Annotated in this window: 31 protein-coding genes and 1 pseudogene; 3 read left to right on the plus strand and 29 right to left on the minus strand. The window is 36.9% G+C overall.

All coding sequences use genetic code 11. The features are described from left to right. Nucleotides 1–18: 18 nt before the first annotated feature. A pseudogene (locus AB3N61_RS18095) lies at nt 19–309 on the plus strand (BrnT family toxin). Further along, nucleotides 306–509: a CopG family antitoxin gene (locus AB3N61_RS18100; RefSeq protein ID WP_367899144.1), complete on the plus strand. Its 204-nt coding sequence runs from the start codon at nt 306–308 to the stop codon at nt 507–509. Before AB3N61_RS18095 ends, AB3N61_RS18100 begins: the two are co-directional and overlap by 4 nt. Before the next feature lie 263 nt (nt 510–772). On the opposite strand, the gene AB3N61_RS18105 is transcribed toward AB3N61_RS18100, so the two are convergent. From AB3N61_RS18105 to AB3N61_RS18230, 26 genes are all read right to left on the minus strand, one after another. Continuing rightward, nucleotides 773–1,135 (minus strand): DUF6713 family protein, encoded by a 363-nt coding sequence (locus AB3N61_RS18105; protein WP_367899145.1) that lies wholly within the window; start codon nt 1,133–1,135, stop codon nt 773–775. A gap of 77 nt (nt 1,136–1,212) precedes the next feature. Further along, nucleotides 1,213–1,743 carry a Crp/Fnr family transcriptional regulator gene (locus tag AB3N61_RS18110; protein ID WP_367899146.1) on the minus strand — a complete coding sequence of 177 codons (531 nt, stop codon included), beginning with the start codon at nt 1,741–1,743 and terminating at the stop codon, nt 1,213–1,215. A gap of 175 nt (nt 1,744–1,918) precedes the next feature. After that, the gene (locus AB3N61_RS18115; RefSeq protein ID WP_367899147.1) at nt 1,919–2,125 is read right to left on the minus strand and encodes a toxin-antitoxin system, antitoxin component; all 207 of its coding nucleotides are present in this window, start codon (nt 2,123–2,125) and stop codon (nt 1,919–1,921) included. 3 nt (nt 2,126–2,128) lie between these two features. Then, complete coding sequence (locus AB3N61_RS18120) at nt 2,129–2,425, minus strand: BrnT family toxin (protein ID WP_367899148.1); 297 nt, start codon at nt 2,423–2,425, stop codon at nt 2,129–2,131. A gap of 280 nt (nt 2,426–2,705) precedes the next feature. Continuing rightward, nucleotides 2,706–3,029 (minus strand): type II toxin-antitoxin system PemK/MazF family toxin, encoded by a 324-nt coding sequence (locus AB3N61_RS18125; RefSeq protein WP_367899149.1) that lies wholly within the window; start codon nt 3,027–3,029, stop codon nt 2,706–2,708. Beyond that, on the minus strand, nt 3,023–3,271 hold the full coding sequence (locus tag AB3N61_RS18130; protein WP_367899150.1) for an AbrB/MazE/SpoVT family DNA-binding domain-containing protein: 249 nt from the start codon (nt 3,269–3,271) through the stop codon (nt 3,023–3,025). The genes AB3N61_RS18125 and AB3N61_RS18130 overlap by 7 nt, the downstream gene beginning before the upstream one ends. 678 nt (nt 3,272–3,949) lie before the next feature. Beyond that, entirely contained in the window at nt 3,950–4,336 is a 387-nt protein-coding gene (locus AB3N61_RS18135; RefSeq protein WP_367899151.1) for a PIN domain-containing protein, read from the minus strand. Then, nucleotides 4,333–4,524, minus strand: a complete 192-nt coding sequence (locus tag AB3N61_RS18140) for a type II toxin-antitoxin system VapB family antitoxin (RefSeq protein ID WP_036089903.1) — start codon at nt 4,522–4,524, stop codon at nt 4,333–4,335. The genes AB3N61_RS18135 and AB3N61_RS18140 overlap by 4 nt, the downstream gene beginning before the upstream one ends. 307 nt (nt 4,525–4,831) lie before the next feature. Further along, nucleotides 4,832–5,119, minus strand: coding sequence for a HigA family addiction module antitoxin (locus AB3N61_RS18145; protein ID WP_036090716.1), 288 nt, complete (start codon nt 5,117–5,119; stop codon nt 4,832–4,834). Between the two features lie 12 nt (nt 5,120–5,131). Beyond that, nucleotides 5,132–5,410, minus strand: a complete 279-nt coding sequence (locus AB3N61_RS18150) for a type II toxin-antitoxin system RelE/ParE family toxin (RefSeq protein WP_367899152.1) — start codon at nt 5,408–5,410, stop codon at nt 5,132–5,134. A 221-nt stretch (nt 5,411–5,631) separates the two neighbouring features. After that, a complete protein-coding gene (locus AB3N61_RS18155; protein ID WP_367899153.1) occupies nt 5,632–6,057 on the minus strand; it encodes a putative toxin-antitoxin system toxin component, PIN family in 426 nt (141 codons plus the stop codon). Further along, nucleotides 6,057–6,302 carry a CopG family ribbon-helix-helix protein gene (locus AB3N61_RS18160; RefSeq protein ID WP_367899154.1) on the minus strand — a complete coding sequence of 82 codons (246 nt, stop codon included), beginning with the start codon at nt 6,300–6,302 and terminating at the stop codon, nt 6,057–6,059. Before AB3N61_RS18160 ends, AB3N61_RS18155 begins: the two co-directional genes overlap by 1 nt. A gap of 684 nt (nt 6,303–6,986) precedes the next feature. Then, nucleotides 6,987–7,274, minus strand: coding sequence for a type II toxin-antitoxin system RelE/ParE family toxin (locus AB3N61_RS18165; protein WP_036090677.1), 288 nt, complete (start codon nt 7,272–7,274; stop codon nt 6,987–6,989). After that, on the minus strand, nt 7,259–7,447 hold the full coding sequence (locus AB3N61_RS18170; protein ID WP_367899155.1) for a hypothetical protein: 189 nt from the start codon (nt 7,445–7,447) through the stop codon (nt 7,259–7,261). The genes AB3N61_RS18165 and AB3N61_RS18170 overlap by 16 nt, the downstream gene beginning before the upstream one ends. Before the next feature lie 307 nt (nt 7,448–7,754). Further along, nucleotides 7,755–8,291, minus strand: coding sequence for a hypothetical protein (locus AB3N61_RS18175; protein WP_367899156.1), 537 nt, complete (start codon nt 8,289–8,291; stop codon nt 7,755–7,757). A gap of 179 nt (nt 8,292–8,470) precedes the next feature. Further along, a complete protein-coding gene (locus AB3N61_RS18180; RefSeq protein ID WP_257588477.1) occupies nt 8,471–8,746 on the minus strand; it encodes a type II toxin-antitoxin system RelE family toxin in 276 nt (91 codons plus the stop codon). Further along, nucleotides 8,736–8,978, minus strand: coding sequence for a CopG family transcriptional regulator (locus AB3N61_RS18185; protein ID WP_036090277.1), 243 nt, complete (start codon nt 8,976–8,978; stop codon nt 8,736–8,738). The genes AB3N61_RS18180 and AB3N61_RS18185 overlap by 11 nt, the downstream gene beginning before the upstream one ends. Before the next feature lie 289 nt (nt 8,979–9,267). Next, the gene (locus AB3N61_RS18190) at nt 9,268–9,546 is read right to left on the minus strand and encodes a BrnA antitoxin family protein (RefSeq protein WP_367899157.1); all 279 of its coding nucleotides are present in this window, start codon (nt 9,544–9,546) and stop codon (nt 9,268–9,270) included. Continuing rightward, the gene (locus AB3N61_RS18195) at nt 9,533–9,832 is read right to left on the minus strand and encodes a BrnT family toxin (RefSeq protein ID WP_367899158.1); all 300 of its coding nucleotides are present in this window, start codon (nt 9,830–9,832) and stop codon (nt 9,533–9,535) included. Before AB3N61_RS18195 ends, AB3N61_RS18190 begins: the two co-directional genes overlap by 14 nt. 338 nt (nt 9,833–10,170) lie before the next feature. Further along, on the minus strand, nt 10,171–10,434 hold the full coding sequence (locus AB3N61_RS18200; protein ID WP_020770897.1) for a toxin-antitoxin system HicB family antitoxin: 264 nt from the start codon (nt 10,432–10,434) through the stop codon (nt 10,171–10,173). Continuing rightward, nucleotides 10,424–10,864: a putative toxin-antitoxin system toxin component, PIN family gene (locus AB3N61_RS18205; protein WP_367899159.1), complete on the minus strand. Its 441-nt coding sequence runs from the start codon at nt 10,862–10,864 to the stop codon at nt 10,424–10,426. The genes AB3N61_RS18200 and AB3N61_RS18205 overlap by 11 nt, the downstream gene beginning before the upstream one ends. 263 nt (nt 10,865–11,127) lie before the next feature. After that, complete coding sequence (locus tag AB3N61_RS18210) at nt 11,128–11,430, minus strand: HigA family addiction module antitoxin (RefSeq protein ID WP_100725302.1); 303 nt, start codon at nt 11,428–11,430, stop codon at nt 11,128–11,130. A 13-nt stretch (nt 11,431–11,443) separates the two neighbouring features. Continuing rightward, a complete protein-coding gene (locus AB3N61_RS18215) occupies nt 11,444–11,725 on the minus strand; it encodes a type II toxin-antitoxin system RelE/ParE family toxin (protein ID WP_367899160.1) in 282 nt (93 codons plus the stop codon). Between the two features lie 304 nt (nt 11,726–12,029). Continuing rightward, on the minus strand, nt 12,030–12,566 hold the full coding sequence (locus AB3N61_RS18220) for a GNAT family N-acetyltransferase (protein ID WP_367899161.1): 537 nt from the start codon (nt 12,564–12,566) through the stop codon (nt 12,030–12,032). A gap of 17 nt (nt 12,567–12,583) precedes the next feature. After that, nucleotides 12,584–12,748 (minus strand): hypothetical protein, encoded by a 165-nt coding sequence (locus AB3N61_RS18225; protein ID WP_367899162.1) that lies wholly within the window; start codon nt 12,746–12,748, stop codon nt 12,584–12,586. A 1,034-nt stretch (nt 12,749–13,782) separates the two neighbouring features. Next, nucleotides 13,783–14,280 (minus strand): hypothetical protein, encoded by a 498-nt coding sequence (locus tag AB3N61_RS18230; RefSeq protein WP_367899163.1) that lies wholly within the window; start codon nt 14,278–14,280, stop codon nt 13,783–13,785. A 408-nt stretch (nt 14,281–14,688) separates the two neighbouring features. Between AB3N61_RS18230 and AB3N61_RS18235 the strand changes: the two genes are divergently transcribed. Then, a complete protein-coding gene (locus tag AB3N61_RS18235; RefSeq protein ID WP_367899352.1) occupies nt 14,689–15,555 on the plus strand; it encodes a tyrosine-type recombinase/integrase in 867 nt (288 codons plus the stop codon). A gap of 171 nt (nt 15,556–15,726) precedes the next feature. Here AB3N61_RS18235 and AB3N61_RS18240 read toward each other — a convergent pair whose 3' ends face one another. The 3 genes from AB3N61_RS18240 to AB3N61_RS18250 all read right to left on the minus strand — a co-directional run bounded on the left by AB3N61_RS18240 (nt 15,727) and on the right by AB3N61_RS18250 (nt 17,757). Further along, nucleotides 15,727–16,122, minus strand: coding sequence for a PIN domain-containing protein (locus tag AB3N61_RS18240; protein WP_367899164.1), 396 nt, complete (start codon nt 16,120–16,122; stop codon nt 15,727–15,729). Continuing rightward, nucleotides 16,119–16,334, minus strand: coding sequence for a DUF2191 domain-containing protein (locus AB3N61_RS18245; RefSeq protein WP_367899165.1), 216 nt, complete (start codon nt 16,332–16,334; stop codon nt 16,119–16,121). The genes AB3N61_RS18240 and AB3N61_RS18245 overlap by 4 nt, the downstream gene beginning before the upstream one ends. 307 nt (nt 16,335–16,641) lie before the next feature. Next, nucleotides 16,642–17,757, minus strand: a complete 1,116-nt coding sequence (locus tag AB3N61_RS18250) for a DUF4238 domain-containing protein (protein ID WP_367899166.1) — start codon at nt 17,755–17,757, stop codon at nt 16,642–16,644. Nucleotides 17,758–17,896 lie beyond the last annotated feature (139 nt).

Genomic DNA, 17,896 nt, shown 5'->3' on the forward strand with positions numbered 1-17,896 from the left:
TATATTGCTATTATACATATGTCGTCAATCGACTTTGAATGGGATTCTACAAAAAATTCTTCTAATAAAAGAAAACATGGCATTTCTTTTGAAGAAGCTTAAACAGTCTTCTATGATGAAAATGCTAGGATTATTAATGATCCAGATCATTCTAATAAAGAAGAAAGATTCATCATTCTCGGACTTAGTCAGAAACTCAATTTACTTATGGTTTCACATTGTTACAGATCATCTAAAGACGTAATTAGAATTATTTCCGCAAGAAAAGCTACAAAATCTGAATCTAAACAATACGAGGCATTTTTATGAGAAAAGAATACGATTTTTCAAAATCAAAGAAAAACCCTTACTTAAAGAAATTGAAAAAGCCTATTACAATCAGAGTGGACGTTGATACAATAGGATACTTCAAAAGCCTATCCGATAAAACAGGTATTCCTTATCAAAATCTAATCAATCTGTATTTAGCCGAATGTGCTTCGAAACACAAAAAAATCGATCTTTCCTGAAAATGAAGATCTAAAAATCAAGCCACGGAGGGCGTTATTGATTATTTGTGAGCATAATGCTCTGTATATAAATCAAGAACCCTTTTAATCATAGTCTGATAAGACACACCAGATCTCTTAGATTCCTCTTTAAAGAACGAAATACTCTTTTTACTCAAGACTATCGTTACTCTAGAATTATCTTCTTTCAAAACAAGTTTATTCGGAGGTGGTAGAAAATCCTCCCCGGTGCGTAGCGGAGCGACGCAGTTAGCCGTCGTGATTTAAGTGAAAGTTAGATCAAATATAGCAAATATAGCTGTGAAAGCAATATAGAGATTCGATTGCAAAGACTTAAATTGATATTCTTTATGATTCCGAAATAGGAAATGTAAAAACAAATGAAAAATAAGGAAGATATCTAACCCGATTTTATAAATTAATATAGTGTATGGATCCATAAAATTTGATAAAATTAATAAAGGAAATAGAAAGACTGGTAAATGCATAGCAAGCCAAATTGAATATGCTTGTTCTTCTTTTAAGTCTCGAAGAATGATAAAGAGCTTCCATTCTTTTGCTTTTATAGCATCAAGCTCGTGAATAAATAGGAAAGAGATAGCGATACAAAAATAAATATTTTCCATTTAAATTACCTTCCGTATAAAAGAAATGGCGTTAGGAGACGGACAATTATAAAAAAGGCGAATGCAGTTGATTCAAATCAACTTTTTCTATTTCGAAAGCGGCTTAAGGATTCTTTAGTCATTCCTAAATAAGACGCAATGATATTGTCAGAGAATTTCCCAAATTTCTCATAATTTTCTCTTACAAAATCTTGGTAACGCTCCATAGGACTTAAGGATAAGAATTTTTGAATTCTAATTTCTTGGAAATATAAAAAATCTTCAAGAATTTCACGAAAGAAATTTGATAATTCCAGATTGTTATTCATAATCTTGATAAGCTTGTTATAATCAAATTTAATGAGTGATACTTCCGTAATAGTCTCAATGTATTCAAAATTGTTTTTATCACCTCGTAAGATAGTGATCGATTCGCAAAAGTCATTGGGTTCAATTAACCTGAAAACATGCTTTTTCCCTTTAACTATATAATATTGATATAAAATTCCAGATTTTATAAAGAAGAAGTTCTTATTAAATTCATCTGGCTTTATTATTTTACTTTTTGGCTTTAGATTTAAAACTTCTCCATTATCTTTTAATAAAATTTCAATGTTTTCTTTTTTCATAAAATATTAAATCATGACGGCTAACGACCGAGATGCTCCGACGTTCACGACGGCACGAGTTTGCTCATGCAAACGAAGTGACGGAAGTGAATGTGGCGAAGCCCAAGCGAGCGGGTTGCGAAGCAAGCCCCAAGCGGCGCGGAGGCACTGAAAGTTATACGCCGTAGCTTAATAATTAAATGGAAAGTTCTTTCTGAAGTTCGAGTTCTTTCTTAAGAACTTTGTTAATGATCGAATTTATATCTTTGCCCTTAGAAGAAGCAATTTTGGAAAAATATTCTTCAATATCTTCATCGAGGTATATCGGAAGATGTATATCTCTCTTATCTTTTATAAAAAAGATCCCTTTTTTACCTTTAGAGAAGTCATAATGTTTTTTCATTTCTTAGTCTTTGCCTATTCTTTGGAAATATTCTTTTTCTTCCAATTTGTCAGCTTTTCTCGCCGAAATTATTCTTAATTTCTCTTCATTTTTATTGGATTTGTCTACAAAAACAACCACGATTATAGTAAAATTTTCAGCTTTCCCGAGCACAAGCCATCTTTCTTCATTTTCAGAATGATTTTCATCCAGAATATAGATCGCATCTTTATCTAGAAAAACTTGAGAGGCTTGTTCAAATGATATTTGATGCTTCTTAAGATTTGAAGAGTTCTTTTTGTCATCCCATTCGAAGAGCATTTAGTTAAGAAATATTTTAGATAAATGCTTGGTAAATCAGAATAATCTTCACTTGTATTTTCTTTTTCAAACCTGAAGATTCTTAAGCTATTGCGTATAACGACCGAGGTGTTCCGACGTTTTGCACCCCGGCCATAGCCGGGTTGGCACGAGTTTGCTCTGCAAATGTAGTGACAGAAGCAAATGTGGCGAAGCCCAAGCGAGAGGGTCACGAAGTGAGCCCCGAGCGGCGCGGAGGCACCGGAAGTTATACGCCGGTTTTTAACTTTCAGAGAAAGTTTTAGTCTACCAACATTTCTTGGATAACTTGTTTAACTTTGGTAACAGTTTTTGATTCAATCTTACCGAGCTTTTTAACCAAACGAACCTTATCAACTGTTCGAATTTGATCTAAAACTATCCAACCCTTCTTGCTTTGAAATGTTAACTCAATTCTCGTTGGATATGAATGAGATTTGGTAGTCATCGGTGCAATAATAACCGTACTAATGAACTTATTCATCTCATTCGGTGATACTATAACACAGGGTCTTGATTTTCTTATTTCATGTCCAATAGTCGGGTCTAAATTGATCAAATAAACTTCGTATTGAGAAACTACCATTCCCAATCCTTAGTGGATAAATCTATAGAATCTGGAATAATCAATTTGTCTTCTTTTCTTTCAGGCATTGCTTTAAACTGCTTTTCCCAACCATCTCTGGGTTTGGCTTTTAGAGGAACTATAATGATTTTATTCTTATCTATAAGTAAGTCCACTTCTTCTTCAATATGGCATTCTTCCAGAACTGCCTTAGGTATTCTAATACCTTTTGAATTGCCTATTTTGACTACAGAAGCTCTCATGGTAATTACTATGTAATTACGAACAATTCTGTCAACAGAAATTCAACTTTTAAACAGACTATTAAAGCTGCGTGCCCTTTATTTTCTACTAAAGAAAGCTTTTAAAAACTGGCGTATAACGACCAAGGTGCTCCGACGTTTGCGATGGCACGAACTTGCCAATGCAAACGAAGTGACAGAAGCAAATGTGGCGAAGCCCAAGCGAGCGGGTTGCGAAGCAAGCCCCGAGCGGCGCGGAGGCACCGAAAGTTAGGCGGCGTCCGATCGAAACACAGTGCATTCAATTATTTGCATTTTGCTAATTCAGTAAATTGATGTTACTGTAGAATGCTGCTTTCAGATGCCAAATCCCCGCTCCGAATACTGCATCAGCTCATTACTTAACCTGCAATCTAATTATTAGGATGAAACTTAAATCACGGCACCAGAACATCAAAGGAGCGGACTAACCATAAGAAAGATTTACTAAGATTCTTAAAAAATATTTAACCCTAAAATAAAAAAGAAAATATTTATCGGATGTGCGCCTAACGACCGAGGTGCTCCGACGTTCACGACGGCACGAGTTTGCTCTGCAAACGAAGTGACGGAAGTGAATGTGGCGAAGCCCAAGCGAGTGGGTTACGAAGTAAGCCCCGAGCGGCGCGGAGGCACCGGAAGTTATGCGTAGTGGCTATTTTAGTAAACTTTTAGTTTGATGTTCTTACTCATTAGCTTAAAATGTTTGTCCAACGTAAAAAGCATTGCCTTATTTTGGATCACATTCTGAGCAATTATCAAATCTGGAATTCCAACTTTATTTATCCCATTTCTAAGATTCGAAATTTGATATTCAATTATTTGTTCCCAATCAATTTCTAATGGAAATCGTTCAATAGCCTCTAAGGAAGTAATTATCTTTGATTGTTTTCGTAATTTAAGAAAAGGAATTAATTCTGCTAATATGAGATCATTAGTGTAAATATTCTCTCTATCAATCAACTCGTCCACTTCTGCCGAAATTGATGAATTACTATTCCTGAAATATTCGATCCAAACTGATGAATCCAACAGAATACGATTCATCGCTTCCGTAAATTATCTAAATTAATTTCGAGATTAACAGATCCTTTATACTTTTTAAGATCTTTTAACTTTTCTCTTCTAATTAAAGAAGCAAGCCCTTCTTTAATTACATCTGTCTTAGTTTTCAAATGAGTCAACCTCATTGCTTCTAAAAACAATTCTTCAGGAATATCTACGGTAGTTCTCATAATATGCATAAAATGATTAATTTATATGCATTGTCAAATCTTATTTCATTGCTGGCATTTGATTCTATTGAACCGCCAAATTACTACTTTCCTCAAGAATGAACTTAGTTTTATATTACGGCTTTTTGCCATTACGCATAACGACCGAGGTGTTCCGACGTTTTGCACCCCGGCCATAGCCGGGTTGGCACGAGTTTGCTCTGCAAATGAAGTGACAAAGCAAAATGTGGCGCAGCCCAAGCAAGGGTTGCGCAGCAAGCCCGCAGCGCTGCGGAAGCACCGAAAGTTAGACGACGGTTTGGCTCTATTACGCAGAAATTGGAAACTTTATTATATTCTTAGGTCGTTCTTGCATCGCAGTCCAGAGATCTAACTTTGTCTGCATGCTTAACCAACTCTCAGCAGACGTGTTCGTTGCAATCGCTATTCTTACTGCCATTTCTGGAGTAACTGGACTTTTACAATTCACTATTTCTGATAGTGTCTTGCGAGATATTCCTAAATCTTTTGCAGCCTCAGTTATAGTTAATCCTAAGGGTTTGATTATATCTTCTAGCAAAATTTCTCCGGGATGAGTAGGTTTTCTTTTATTCATAAAGCCACGCCTCTAATGATAATCTTCATAATCGACTACTATCGCGTTTTCACCTTCAAATTCAAAGGTGACACGCCAATTCCCATTTACCCAGACTGACCACCTACCCTTTTCACGACCCTTCAGAGGATGCAAGCGATACGCTAGTAAATCCATATCTTTAGGTGATGTGGAAGAATCTAACCTATCTAAAATCCTAGCTAGTTTATTTGAATGATCTGCTTGTATTCCTTTCTTACTGCCAGTTTCAAAAAACTGTTCAAGGCCTTTGTGTCTAAAGGAAATAATCAATATAAAAACCGTAACCCATAAGGTTACAATGTCAAGCTTTTTCCCTTAAAAATTGAATTTAGCCAAACTGTCCGTCTAACGGCCAAGCCTAGCCGACGTTTCGCGTGTGCGAAGCACTTGGCGCGAGACTTGCAATGCAAGACGAGTGACAAAGCGAAATGTGCCGTAGGCCAAGCAAGGGTCGCGTTAGCGATCCCGCAGCGCTGCGGCTGAGGCGAAAGTTAGTCGCTGGACGCCCCTTCGCTATCTATATTTAAATATTGTTCCGGAGAAACAATCTTGAGAGATTTTAAATTACCTAAGACAAGTAAATCTTGATCACCCGTTATCAAATAATCAACTTTCGCAGAAAGAGAACTTTCCAGTATATGGTAATCGTCCCGATCTCTAAGTCCTGAGTAATCTGATAAGGAAATATTTGTAGTTTTTTCAGTAATTTGTTCAATCTCAGATAAGATAACTGAAATAAATTCTTCAGTTAATTTGAATTTTGGTTTCTTCAAGGTCAATTCTATCTCTTTAAGTATAGAATCAGAAATATAACCTATTACTTTGCCTGAAATGAGTTCTTCTAAGATAAGCCTGGGTTTCCCACCAAACAGTATTGCAGATATATAAACATTGGTATCTAATAAAACCTTATGCATTAGGAAGTTTTCTTTTGCTTCCTGATAAGTTTTATTTCATCGATAAGAGAACTTTCTGTCAAATTCGAAGCTTTAGAAATAGCTGAACCAATTGCGAAAATTTTTTCCCATTTAGATTTCTTTTCAATATATGCACGCGCGGCTTCTCTAATTAATTCAGATCGAGACCTACGTTCTCTTTTAGCTATTTTATCTATTTCCTTTAAGAGACCTTGTTCGAATGAAATATTGACAGTTTGATTCATGATTTTAGCATATACAATCTTTGTATATCCGTCAAATCAAATATTCGTTTAAAAACCAATTTTAGGGTGTCTTGCGACTAACGACCGAGGTGCTCCGACGTTTGCGATGGCACGAACTTGCGCAAGCAAGTGCAGTGACAGAAGCAAATGTGCCGAAGGCCAAGCGAGCGGGTTGCGAAGCAAGCCCCGAGCGGCGCGGAGGCACCGAAAGTTAGGCTGCCGTATCGCCCCAAACACACTGCACCAAATCCTACTCTGTAAAATCTTCAAATACAGTAAAAGTCAATTACAGAGTAATCTGTACTTACAATAGAAGGTAGCGAACCCGTTTCGCCTCTTTTAATATCAAAAGTTTCAAGTGATTCGATAGAAACTTCAAAGTAATAACCATTTTTTCAGGGCACGATATAAGGTAAGAAAAAGGGGGAAAAGCGGCCTGACCTAAAAACTAATTCCCCTCTTGTTTTTCGAGATGATTAACACTTAGTAAAATAAAAAAACCAAAATCGCGATATGGCGTCTAACGACCAAGGTGTTCCGACGTTCGCAACGGCACGAGTTTGCCCATGCAAACGAAGTGACGGACGCGAATGTGGCGAAGCCCAAGCTAGGGTTGCGAAGCAAGCCCGCAGCGCTGCGGAAGCACCGAAAGTTAGGCGAAGGTGCCAAAATATTGAAAGTTAATTATTTTAACAATCTTGCTGAATGATGAATAGTAACGATTTCAATATTTTGAGAATTACTAATTCTATAGACTATCCGATAATTTCCGGAAAGCCGTTCTCGTAGATTTTCAATATTGAATTCAGGAACAACCCTGCCCATCAATGGAAAACCTGGTATATTCTCTACGACATCTATTATTTTATTTACAACGTTTAATGCATAAACTTCAGAATCTTTAGCAATATAGTCATAAATATCTTGCAAATCTGACTTGGCTCTGAGAGACCAAATTATCTCTTTCGCCATTTAGTTATTTCTTCTAAAACTTGTTTATGCGAAATTGTTTTATTACTATCTAAATCAGATAAACCCTCCTGAACTTTCTTTGAGAAAAAAAGTTCTTCCATAATATCATCAAATGATGAATCATCTGGCAAATTCTCGATAAGATCAAGAGCCTGTTGTTTTGTTGAAGGCATGATTGATATTTGAGCCTTTAATCTATTGTTGTCAAATAAAATTTGAACAGCTTATTAATCATTAAAGACGAACTTAATCAAATTTCAGATCTATTTTACTATCTTAGTTTCTTTTAACTATTTCTTATAAGCAGAATTATTTTTTGGCACTTTCGCTTAACGACCAAGCCTTGCCGAAGTCCAGCTCTGGCGCGAGATTGCGCATGCAATCGCAGTGACAGAAAGCTGGATTTGCCGTCAGGCCAAGCGAGGATGCGAAGCATTCCGAAGCGCTGCGGCAGAGGCGAAAGTTAGTCGAAGTAAGCTCTTAATCGGCAGAAAAATTACTTTCTCTACCCCATTGTTCCCATGCCATTTCTCTTACTTTTAAGAAATTACAAACCGGGAAAGTCTTTATATAAGCTTTAGGCATTCGATAGCCTATCTGCCCATTGAATTGTCCTGATTTACAAACTCCATTATTAAAACTTAACAAAACTAAGTATTTTGCATAAATATCTACATTATCATTAAGATAGAACTCTTCCCGGATAACACCATCTAATGAATCATTCAAATATTTCCCTTCATACTTAATTTCATTTTCAAATAAATCTTCAGAATATTTTTTGTGAATTTTACTAATAAATGAAAATTGACCGTCTTTAATAAAGACCCCGTTCGTAAATTTGAATGAAAGATACCCTGAATATTTCTCTGAATTTTCAGCCTTTATTTTAATTCCTAAAAGCTCTGATAGCTCGTTTCCAGTGATTGATTCATAAGACTTGATTATATGATTCCCGGATACATTCTCTTTGCAAGAGATAAGAGCGAAAAGTAATATATAGATAGTTTTTCTCATTCAATATAATGCTCGAGCTTATTTCGACTAACGACCGAGGTGCTCCGACGTTTGCGATGGCACGAACTTGCATAAGCAAGTGCAGTGATGGAAGCGAATGTGCCGTAGGCCGGAGCGAGGGTTGCGTAGCAAGCCCGAAGCGCAGCGGCTGAGGTGAAAGTTAGGCGATGCGACCGCCCCTACTTGTAGCTATCTTTTCTTTGATCTACATCAACAAATATTACTAATAGTTCGTTATCTTTAATCAAATAGAACAAACGATACTTACCAATACGATATCTATAAAGACCGTCAAACTCCCCTTTCAGCTTTTTGATATTCGGTCCAAAGAATGGATTCTTTTTTAGGATTGGATAGACGTAATCTGTTAATTTCTTCTGAAGATGAGAAAACTGACGATCTTTGAGTTTACTTTGAAATTGTTCGGTCTCCGCTATTTTATATTCAGCGGACAACTTTATATTTTCCTTGAGCTACTTCTTTCAGTCCCTTTTTCAAGGATGAAATGAGCTGTTTATCTGAAAGAATTTCATCCATCTCTTCATCTGAGGCATAAAACTCATTTGTAAGATACTGAATGGCAGCATTTTCAACAAAGTTCGAAATAGTACGCCTTTCGCCTTCGGCGGCTTTCTTAAATATATCGTAGATCGGATCTTCAATACGCAATGTAATTGTCTTAGACATACTCATTAGACCTGCATTTTTATTCAAAAAATAGCATTATAATTCAAATGTCAAATTGCTTTTTCAAAATTTTTGAAGCGAAGTCCCTAAATAATCCTGCTTTCAAAAAAGAATTTTGCGGTCGTTTCGCCTAACGACCGAGGTGCTCCGACGTTTGCAACGGCACGAGCTTGCCATGCAAGCGCAGTGACGGAAGCAAATGTGGCGTAAGCCCAAGCGAGCGGGTTGCGAAGCAAGCCCCGAGCGGCGCGGAGGCACCGGAAGTTATGCGTAGTAGTGGCTGGAATTACTATCCGATCTTCTTTAGTTCCTCTTCTACTTTGTCAGAAAGAAGAAGTTTGATAAGTGATTGATATGGAATATCTTTTTTATTCGCCATTACCTTTAACCTATCAATTAAAGACTCCGGCAATCGCAATGAAATCATTTTGGTAGTTGGTTTTAAATTCGGGAACGAAACCCTTTTGGCTTTAGAATAATCGATGTAATCAGCAGAGTCATTCTTTGACCAAAATTCTATTTCTGAACTTTCAGATTTTAGATGGGGAATTTTCTTACGAACTTTCATAAATCTTTCTTTCCCTTGGAGTCATATCTCGAACTGAAATAGGCCTAATCTTATCACCTCGGATCGTTATTACAGCAAATAACTTTCTACCTGCGTTAGTAATTCCTAAGACGATATATCGCTCTTCTTTTCCTGAATGATAATTGTCTGGCACTACAACTAAGGGATCATTAAAGAAAATTTCTTCAATCTCGCCCGGCTTTACTTTATGTTTTTTCCAATTCTTTTCTATATTTCCAGCATCCCAATCAAAACCGGTAATTTGGCTAAAATCGGGAAATTCCATTTGTATATTTTTAAAATATACAAATGGTCTAAGATTTCAAGCAAAAATTATCGCATTTGGATGATCATTAATGGCTTTTTGATAGTTAATTATAACCTCAGTTAAAAGATCCAATCTCACTACACTTCGTATTTATAATCAATTCTTGCCACTATTACGCATAACGACCAAGCCTAGCCGACGTTTCGCGAGTGCGTAGCACTTGGCGCGAGGCTTGCTCTGCAAGACGAGTGACAAAGCGAAATGTGCCGTAGGCCAAGCAAGGGTCGCTTTAGCGATCCCGCAGCGCTGCGGCTGAGGCGTAAGTTAGCCGACGTGCCCCAATTACTTGATAAAGATTATAATTTGTCCCAGTCCGGAACGGATCCTTTGCTTTTTATCGTAGAAAGAACTTCACGAAAGTCAGAGAAAATTTGCTTCTTACTTTTACCTTTATAATATTTTTCAAAATATTGAGAAGTCTCCATGTCTTGAATTTCTTTCGTAAAAGCATATAAAGCTAATTGATTTATTGATACACCCTGTTCTTCCGCTACTCTTTCAATTTTATGTTTTAGTTCAGAGGGGATCCGAATCGTTAAAACACTTGCTTTAGTCTTCATTCTTTTCCCTCCATATCTTCATAAATTCAGATGGTGTAACAATTTTCAAATCTTCTAATTTTAAATTACTACCAACTAAATAATCTTTAATATTGCTTGTTACTAAGTAATCCGCATTCGATGCAATAGCAAGTTCGACAAAGTGATTATCATCCTCATCTCGCAAATTCGGGCGAAATGAATAATAAATCGTCTGAGCAAAACCTACATATGCAATAAAACTTAAAATTTTCTTAATATCCTTATCTTTGATTCCCAAATCCTTTTTAGAAGTATCTCTTTTCAACACTTCTTCGTATTCTTTAAATACTGGAGTTGATACACTAAGCTTGATCTTCTGATCAAAGATTAATTTTAAAATTGCCCGAGAAGCTCCTGATTCAGCCCGTAAGGCTTGGTATAAAACATTAGTATCTAAGACAATTTTCAATCATACAAATGATAGCATATATACTGTCAATATGTCAATTGTTTATTTTTGTCTTTTTAGTTACTTAAGATTTAATTGGGGCATGTCCGGCTAACGACCAAGGTGTTCCGACGTTTTGCGACCCGGCAATAGCCGGGTTGGCACGAGTTTGCTCTGCAAACGAAGTGACAAAGCAAAATGTGGCGTAGCCCAAGCAAGGGTTGCGTAAGCAATCCCGCAGCGCTGCGGAAGCACCGAAAGTTATACGAAGTTGGGCAATGAACTCAGCCCGTTCTTTGTAGCGTTTGAATACTATCTAATTTGAGCTTTAGCTTTTCTTTCTGTTTCCTTATTTCTAAATCATTTTGAAGATTTATCCAAAACTTATCGGACATTCCAAAAAACTTAGCTAATCTCAAAGACATATCTACTGTGATTTTACGCTTATCATGCAGGATCTCTAATACTGTAGAGGTTGAAACATGTAGCTCTTTTGCGAGTCTATATGGTGTTACCTCTAACGGATCCAAAAACTCCTCTCTAAGAATTTGAGAGACTGTTGGTGTAGGAATTCTTTTTGTTTTCATAATAAGCCCTCTCTCAATGATAATCAACTATAGAGACATCAAAACAATTTCCTTCAGAGAATTTGAATGTAATTCTCCACTGGTCATTTATCCTAATAGAACAATAATTCTTTAAGTTACCTTTTAAATGTTCAAATCTATTAGCTGGAGGGCTTTTTAAGTCTTCTTCTTTTTCAGCATTTTCCAAGATAAGAAGTTTGATTAATACCCTACTTTGTATTTCCGGAGGTATTTTCTTTGAAAATTCTTGGTGGAAGATCTTTTCAGTCTCTTTATCTCCAAAAGATTTGATCATTTATCTATATATTCGCAATACAGATATATCTGTCAATCGGATATATTTTCATATGTTTCGAAAATTACCAGGAAAGTGGGAGAATTCTATAGATTCCTTTTCTACTTTTAAAAGAAGCCTTTTTGCCCAATTTCGTATAACGACCAAGGTGTTCCGACGTTTTGCGAGTGCGAAGCACTTGGCACGAGACTTGCCACTGCAAGACGAGTGACAAAGCAAAATGTGGCGTAGCCCGAGCGAGAGTCGCGTTAGCGAGCTCGAAGCGCTGCGGAAGCACCGAAAGTTAGACGCAGTGCTCTTTTATTTAATGAAAGAGCCGTCTCATTTGTTCTTGATAAGCTTTTAAATCGAAATAAAGAAATTTATTATTTACGTTAGGCGACTCTTCTGGGTATTCCTCAAAGCCTGCCTTCGCATAAAAATCTAATGCATCTTTTCGAGAGTCCACAACTATAAAGCGACAGCCCGTTTTATTATTCGTAATAAACCAGTTCTTAATAAGATCGAGAGCGAGTAAACCATATCCCTGCCCCAAATAATCTTTATGAGTTGCAAACCTTCCAATTAAAACGGCAGGATAAGTTTTATAACGAGCTTTGTGAACAATACCCATATCTAAATCAATGTTAGCATTAATTGCGTTATTGCTAATAGAAAAACCAACTAATGGATTAGCCGCTGATTGTTTATGTAAAAAATAAGTTTTAGCAATTAACTCGGTTTCGGTATCTTTAGCATCTTCCTTAAAATATGATTCTAACCTTGAATCACACTGGAACTTTTCAAGATCCGTATCAAAGATCGATTTAAGATAATAATCCTCGTAAGAGGGTAACTCCATTATTGTTTGAATGCTGTTTATTTACCGGTCGGTTTATTCTTTTGAACAAACGCTTGGTAAATCTTCTTTTGCTGATCGGAAACAACAACTTCACGTGAAGCTGTTGTATCAGCTTTTTGAACAAAATCTTTTGCTCGGTCGCCTTTTAGAGGGGGGATTTTTTCAATACTAGTGGCTGCCATAGCGATTACATTTAATCTCTTAATTTAAACTCGGTAAAAACGAGAATTAATTCAACGAAATACAAATTTTTATAACATTTATAAAAATTCAAGCTGTTAACTTAGACAGTTAGCAACCGACATATGTTTAGCATATTGAGACTGTCTCTCAATTAAATACTAAGAATTTTATCACTAAAACCGATTTTAGAGCATTGCGTCTAACGACCAAGCCTAGCCGACGTTTCGCGAGTCCGAAGGACTTGGCGCGAGACTTGCTCTGCAAGACGAGTGACAAAGCGAAATGTGCCGTAGGCCAAGCAAGGGTCGCTTTAGCGATCCCGCAGCGCTGCGGCTGAGGCGACAGTTAGCCGAAGGTCCGATTTCTCAATCAATTCTAATCAAAATTTTACTACGTTTTAATAACAAGGGATCTCACTACTAGTACCATGCTCTCCATCTAATAAATAGCACTTAGGTTCAGTATTAAATAAATTCAAATCTTCTCTAAGAAATATCCCATCTTTCAAATTACTCTTAAAATCAAAATTAATGTCATTTAGTAAAATTCCCTGATCGGAGCTAGTAATTGAATATAGTCCAGGTTGATAATAAATCGGAATAAAACCAGAAGTCTCGAGAGGAGGGATATCTATTTGTTTATTCGATTGAATAACAACCGATAAAGTTCCTTGATCTGATGGTGCCTTTAATTTTATTGCAGGCTGGCTATCAATTATTATAGTCCAGAGCGGGTTAACAGAATTATCAGGACACCTTTCCCCAGTGCAAAGAAAGAATGGGTTTAACAAACAATGAATTAAACTAAAGATTAATAGGTATAAAGAAAATCTTGTAATTTTCATAAGAAAAATATTGAATCGGACTTTCGGCTAACGACCAAGCCTAGCCGACGTTTCGCGAGTGCGTAGCACTTGGCGCGAGGCTTGCCCTGCAAGACGAGTGACAAAGCGAAATGTGCCGTAGGCCAAGCGAGGGTCGCTTTAGCGATCCCGTAGCGCTGCGGCTGAGGCGCAAGTTAGGCGAAGGCTCAATTAATAAACGGGCGGGCAAACCTCTTGATTAGGATCGGTAATTTTTGCTATATCAGAAATTGTAACCTTTGAATTATCCATAAATATTACTTCAACCTTCTGAAGCTTTACGCACGTAATTGAAGAATTATACCACGCATCTCTCCAATGGCTAGTCCATCCATGACCTTCTGGGGATGTGTATCCGGGCGGGAAAGGGCCTGGATGTTGACCATTAAATAGCGAATACTTTCGAATTGAACAGGATTGAGTATCTCCTACTGAATTATATGGCACGGCAGAAAAAGAAATATATTTAATGGTCTTAAATGAAACGTTTTTCCAAATTACCCCAAAGTCTACTCCCCCAGCAGAATTTGGTGGATTTGAGCTTACATTTACTATCACGGGAAGATTATTCGTTTGAATATTTTTAACTTTTAGCGCTACATTATCTCTTTCATAATATGTTTGGCATCCAAATAGAAATATTATAAATAGTCCAACTATGTTTTTCATGAATTTCGTTTCCACCCTTAGTTACACTGACTTAATTCTAAGTATTAGATTATACAAGAATTGAAATTTATATCTCAATAGTAAAACTCATTCACTTCTTCACTATTTTAGAATAAAAAGTACGTAGAAATATGGTTTTGCTCGCATGAACTACACTTCAACGGTAATTTATTGAGCTTTCGCCTAACGGCCAAGCCTAGCCGACGTTTCGCGAGTCCGTAAGGACTTGGCGCGAGGCTTGCCTTGCAAGACGAGTGACAAAGCGAAATGTGCCGTAGGCCAAGCAAGGGTCGCGTAGCGATCCCGCAGCGCTGCGGCTGAGGCGTTAGTTAGTCGCCGTAGCTGCTTTCTTCTAGTAATTTTAAAAGCTTTTCAATTCTTGGCACTATGGGTGCATTAAAAGACAAAATGATTTTAGACATGAGACTAAGAGGATACAGTGAAAGCACAATCGAATCATATACAGATTGTATGACTCGTCTAACAAAAGAATATATGATATCGCCTCTAAAATTGAGACCAAAACAAGTTTATGACTTCTTTATTAAACTAAAAGAAAACAAAGCCTCAGAGTCTTATCTACGAATTTTTTACAGTGCTGTTACTCTTTTCTATAAAATTGAAAATAAATCATATATGACAAAATCAATTCATCTGCCAAAAAGAGTGCAACGAATACCCGCCGTCATGAATAAATCTGAAGTGAAATTATTCCTTTCAGAATGCAGATCACTCCAAGAACGAACTGTATTTTCAATACTATATTCCTCTGGAATTAGAGGAAGTGAATTAATTAATCTGAAAATCCCAGACATCGACTTCGAAAGAAAGACAATCTTTATCTCCAAATCAAAGACTAGAAAACAACGATATACTATTTTATCAGATCAAGCGGCTAACCTTTTGAAGAACTATATTATAACATATCAACCGAAGGATTTTCTTTTCTACGGCTTTAGAGATAAAAGTTCACATGTCAGTATGCGTTGGCTGCAAGCTTCATTCCAAAGAATTGTCAAAAGAGCCGGGATAACAAAGAAGGTCCAAGTTCATACTTTTAGGCATTCGTTTGCTACTCATCTTATGGAAACTGGGAATAATCTGATTTATATCCAAAAGTTACTTGGACATACCTTCTTGTCTAGCACTCTGCTTTATTTACATGCAGATTCTAGTACTTTTTTAAAGACAATAAGTCCCTTGGAGTCAATTAGCTTAAAACATATTGGATCCTTTGGAAATCAACAGCAAAGATCATTCGATTTCGCTATATAGAATATTATTGTAGCAGCTATGGCGACTAACGACCAAGCCTTGCCGACGTTTCGCGTGTGCGTAGCACTTGGCGCGAGGCTTGCTCTGCAAGACGAGTGACAAAGCGAAATGTGCCGTAGGCCAAGCAAGGGTCGCTTTAGCGATCCCGCAGCGCTGCGGCTGAGGCGAAAGTTAGCCGACGTGCTTGCCTCGACCCGAATAAATTTCTTTCTTATCTAATACTTTGAGAATCTTTTTATCTAATGTCCAAAGTTGAAGTTTCTTACTTCTAACTTCATTAATAAGAACTGAATCAATTAATCCTATGCCTTTATCAATATGCTTGTTTTCAAATGAAAGCTTACCTGCTGATAAAAAACTACCCTCTGAAGTTAAGGTATTTAGATTTTCCCAATATTCTAAGATAAAAGATACTTCGTTCTTATTTTTACATCCTTGGAGCAATTCACCAAAGACAACTTCATGAACTATCACTTCTGATGATTCAATAAGATCCTTTAATTCACTGAAATAAGGGTCATTTCCCCGGAAGAATTCGATCCAAACAGACGTATCTACAAGAATCATCTGTTACGGTTCAGATTACGGATATTTTCCCCAGAAAAGCCTTCCTGGAACGAAAGTGGAGATTTATGTAGCTTAGCATTCAGATTCCTTATTTTGGTCTGTTTTAACCACTCTGAGAGAGCTTTCTGGAGGGAATCAGTTATGTTTTTACCTCCGGAATACTTTTGAACCTCAGCAATTAGATCATCTGGCAATATCGCAGTCACTTTCATACGATACAATATACGATATAAATTCGTATTTTCAAGCTTTTAATGGGAAATTCTCAAAATAATGGATCCTCACTTCCCTATTACTAAATTTCCATATGGATCAAAATTTTGGGCAAGCATGTTCGGCTAACGACCAAGGCTTGACGACGTTGGCGACCCTGAGCCTCGAAGAGGCGTTAGGGACAGGCGCGATCTTTTGCGGAAGCAAAAGGCGTGACTGAAGCCAATGTGGCGTAGCCCAAGCAAGGGTTGCGTAAGCAATCCCGCAGCGCTGCGGAAGCACCGAAAGTTAGGCGTTGTTTTTGGCCTATTCAAGGCTAGTTTCTTTAAGCAATGACATTAAGAGCTGAACTTTCTGTTTTTTATTTTGATAATCTAACAGCTCTTGGTTTCTAACTAGCGTTTGCGTTATTTCTTCTGGATTCTCAGGAGGAAAGTCGCCTATGTACTCTTTAACTTTATTTTCGAGAATTCGAAGAAACGAAAGATCGAGGTCAACATAAGGTTTTTCCAACACAGTTTTAATTTTGGAACTACCTTTTTCAGGAGTACTACCTGGAGTTATTATCTCCTCAACTTTCGCTTTTATTACCCTATTCTTGCTAAACCTTTTAACAATTTCGCCGACTTTGAGCTTTTCAGATTCATCTCTAAAATAAACATTATTTGAACAATTCGCTACCTGTAACCCGTTGAGAAATTCGACATCATCTGTAGTAATCTTTTCAACTATTTCATTTCCCGCTTCTAACAAGTAAATATTTGGATCATAAAGCATAATGAGGACATTCGGAGAAATCGGATAGAAAACTAAGAGACCTTTGCTTGCTATTCCAAAAGCACGTTTTTCCAAATATTTTTCAAACAAAAGATTATATATAATTACTGGGGCATCACTCGTTATAAACTTTGTATCAGAATCATTTTGTATTATAGTTAATTTCAAATCTAAAGCAAGAACCGCGCATTCGATACCATCCATAAGAGCTTTTAAGGAATGCAGCTGAATAGGAGCATCACTAATTGCGTCATCATGGTTTTTAATTCGCTTTTCTTTAATCTTCCTGAATTCATTTTTCAATACACTTTGATTACGAATATTATCTAAAGTTCGAGTATATTGAAGATTTAGCATTGTAATGATTTGGAGGAAGACATTATCATCAGACAATATCGAGGACTTACTAGGGTCCTGATTTATTGCCTTCAATAGGCGAACAAATGATTCTTCTTGTTTACCCAATAATTCTTCGATTTCCTTTTCTTTTCCATATAAATAATCTTTTTGACATTGGTTGGCTACAGCAATATTCGCCATGAAAACATTGCGATCAACATTATATGAATGAAACGTAACCTGATTTCCTGAAAACAACTTCAGATAACTTACCGGAACGAAATGAGCTTTTTTATATTCAGGCATGGAGAGAATTTAGCCAAAAATGACGCCTAACGACCAAGCCTAGCCGACGTTTCGCGAGTGCGCAAGCACTTGGCACGAGGCTTGCCATGCAAGACGAGTGACAAAGCGAAATGTGCCGTAGCCCAAGCAAGGGTTGCGC

It is taken from the genome of Leptospira sp. WS58.C1 (genome assembly GCF_040833995.1).
GTDB lineage: Bacteria > Spirochaetota > Leptospiria > Leptospirales > Leptospiraceae > Leptospira_B > Leptospira_B cinconiae.

Excerpts from the sequence above, each read along its gene's own strand:
- AB3N61_RS18100 (WP_367899144.1), top strand. The coding sequence starts at position 306 with ATGAGAAAAGAATACGATTTTTCAAAATCAAAGAAAAACCCTTACTTA.
- AB3N61_RS18105 (WP_367899145.1), bottom strand. The coding sequence starts at position 1,135 with ATGGAAAATATTTATTTTTGTATCGCTATCTCTTTCCTATTTATTCAC.
- AB3N61_RS18110 (WP_367899146.1), bottom strand. The coding sequence starts at position 1,743 with ATGAAAAAAGAAAACATTGAAATTTTATTAAAAGATAATGGAGAAGTT.
- AB3N61_RS18115 (WP_367899147.1), bottom strand. The coding sequence starts at position 2,125 with ATGAAAAAACATTATGACTTCTCTAAAGGTAAAAAAGGGATCTTTTTT.
- AB3N61_RS18120 (WP_367899148.1), bottom strand. The coding sequence starts at position 2,425 with ATGCTCTTCGAATGGGATGACAAAAAGAACTCTTCAAATCTTAAGAAG.
- AB3N61_RS18125 (WP_367899149.1), bottom strand. The coding sequence starts at position 3,029 with ATGGTAGTTTCTCAATACGAAGTTTATTTGATCAATTTAGACCCGACT.
- AB3N61_RS18130 (WP_367899150.1), bottom strand. The coding sequence starts at position 3,271 with ATGAGAGCTTCTGTAGTCAAAATAGGCAATTCAAAAGGTATTAGAATA.
- AB3N61_RS18135 (WP_367899151.1), bottom strand. The coding sequence starts at position 4,336 with ATGAATCGTATTCTGTTGGATTCATCAGTTTGGATCGAATATTTCAGG.
- AB3N61_RS18140 (WP_036089903.1), bottom strand. The coding sequence starts at position 4,524 with ATGAGAACTACCGTAGATATTCCTGAAGAATTGTTTTTAGAAGCAATG.
- AB3N61_RS18145 (WP_036090716.1), bottom strand. The coding sequence starts at position 5,119 with ATGAATAAAAGAAAACCTACTCATCCCGGAGAAATTTTGCTAGAAGAT.
- AB3N61_RS18155 (WP_367899153.1), bottom strand. The coding sequence starts at position 6,057 with ATGCATAAGGTTTTATTAGATACCAATGTTTATATATCTGCAATACTG.
- AB3N61_RS18160 (WP_367899154.1), bottom strand. The coding sequence starts at position 6,302 with ATGAATCAAACTGTCAATATTTCATTCGAACAAGGTCTCTTAAAGGAA.
- AB3N61_RS18165 (WP_036090677.1), bottom strand. The coding sequence starts at position 7,274 with ATGGCGAAAGAGATAATTTGGTCTCTCAGAGCCAAGTCAGATTTGCAA.
- AB3N61_RS18170 (WP_367899155.1), bottom strand. The coding sequence starts at position 7,447 with ATGCCTTCAACAAAACAACAGGCTCTTGATCTTATCGAGAATTTGCCA.
- AB3N61_RS18175 (WP_367899156.1), bottom strand. The coding sequence starts at position 8,291 with ATGAGAAAAACTATCTATATATTACTTTTCGCTCTTATCTCTTGCAAA.
- AB3N61_RS18185 (WP_036090277.1), bottom strand. The coding sequence starts at position 8,978 with ATGTCTAAGACAATTACATTGCGTATTGAAGATCCGATCTACGATATA.
- AB3N61_RS18190 (WP_367899157.1), bottom strand. The coding sequence starts at position 9,546 with ATGAAAGTTCGTAAGAAAATTCCCCATCTAAAATCTGAAAGTTCAGAA.
- AB3N61_RS18195 (WP_367899158.1), bottom strand. The coding sequence starts at position 9,832 with ATGGAATTTCCCGATTTTAGCCAAATTACCGGTTTTGATTGGGATGCT.
- AB3N61_RS18200 (WP_020770897.1), bottom strand. The coding sequence starts at position 10,434 with ATGAAGACTAAAGCAAGTGTTTTAACGATTCGGATCCCCTCTGAACTA.
- AB3N61_RS18210 (WP_100725302.1), bottom strand. The coding sequence starts at position 11,430 with ATGAAAACAAAAAGAATTCCTACACCAACAGTCTCTCAAATTCTTAGA.
- AB3N61_RS18215 (WP_367899160.1), bottom strand. The coding sequence starts at position 11,725 with ATGATCAAATCTTTTGGAGATAAAGAGACTGAAAAGATCTTCCACCAA.
- AB3N61_RS18220 (WP_367899161.1), bottom strand. The coding sequence starts at position 12,566 with ATGGAGTTACCCTCTTACGAGGATTATTATCTTAAATCGATCTTTGAT.
- AB3N61_RS18225 (WP_367899162.1), bottom strand. The coding sequence starts at position 12,748 with ATGGCAGCCACTAGTATTGAAAAAATCCCCCCTCTAAAAGGCGACCGA.
- AB3N61_RS18230 (WP_367899163.1), bottom strand. The coding sequence starts at position 14,280 with ATGAAAAACATAGTTGGACTATTTATAATATTTCTATTTGGATGCCAA.
- AB3N61_RS18235 (WP_367899352.1), top strand. The coding sequence starts at position 14,689 with ATGATTTTAGACATGAGACTAAGAGGATACAGTGAAAGCACAATCGAA.
- AB3N61_RS18240 (WP_367899164.1), bottom strand. The coding sequence starts at position 16,122 with ATGATTCTTGTAGATACGTCTGTTTGGATCGAATTCTTCCGGGGAAAT.
- AB3N61_RS18245 (WP_367899165.1), bottom strand. The coding sequence starts at position 16,334 with ATGAAAGTGACTGCGATATTGCCAGATGATCTAATTGCTGAGGTTCAA.
- AB3N61_RS18250 (WP_367899166.1), bottom strand. The coding sequence starts at position 17,757 with ATGCCTGAATATAAAAAAGCTCATTTCGTTCCGGTAAGTTATCTGAAG.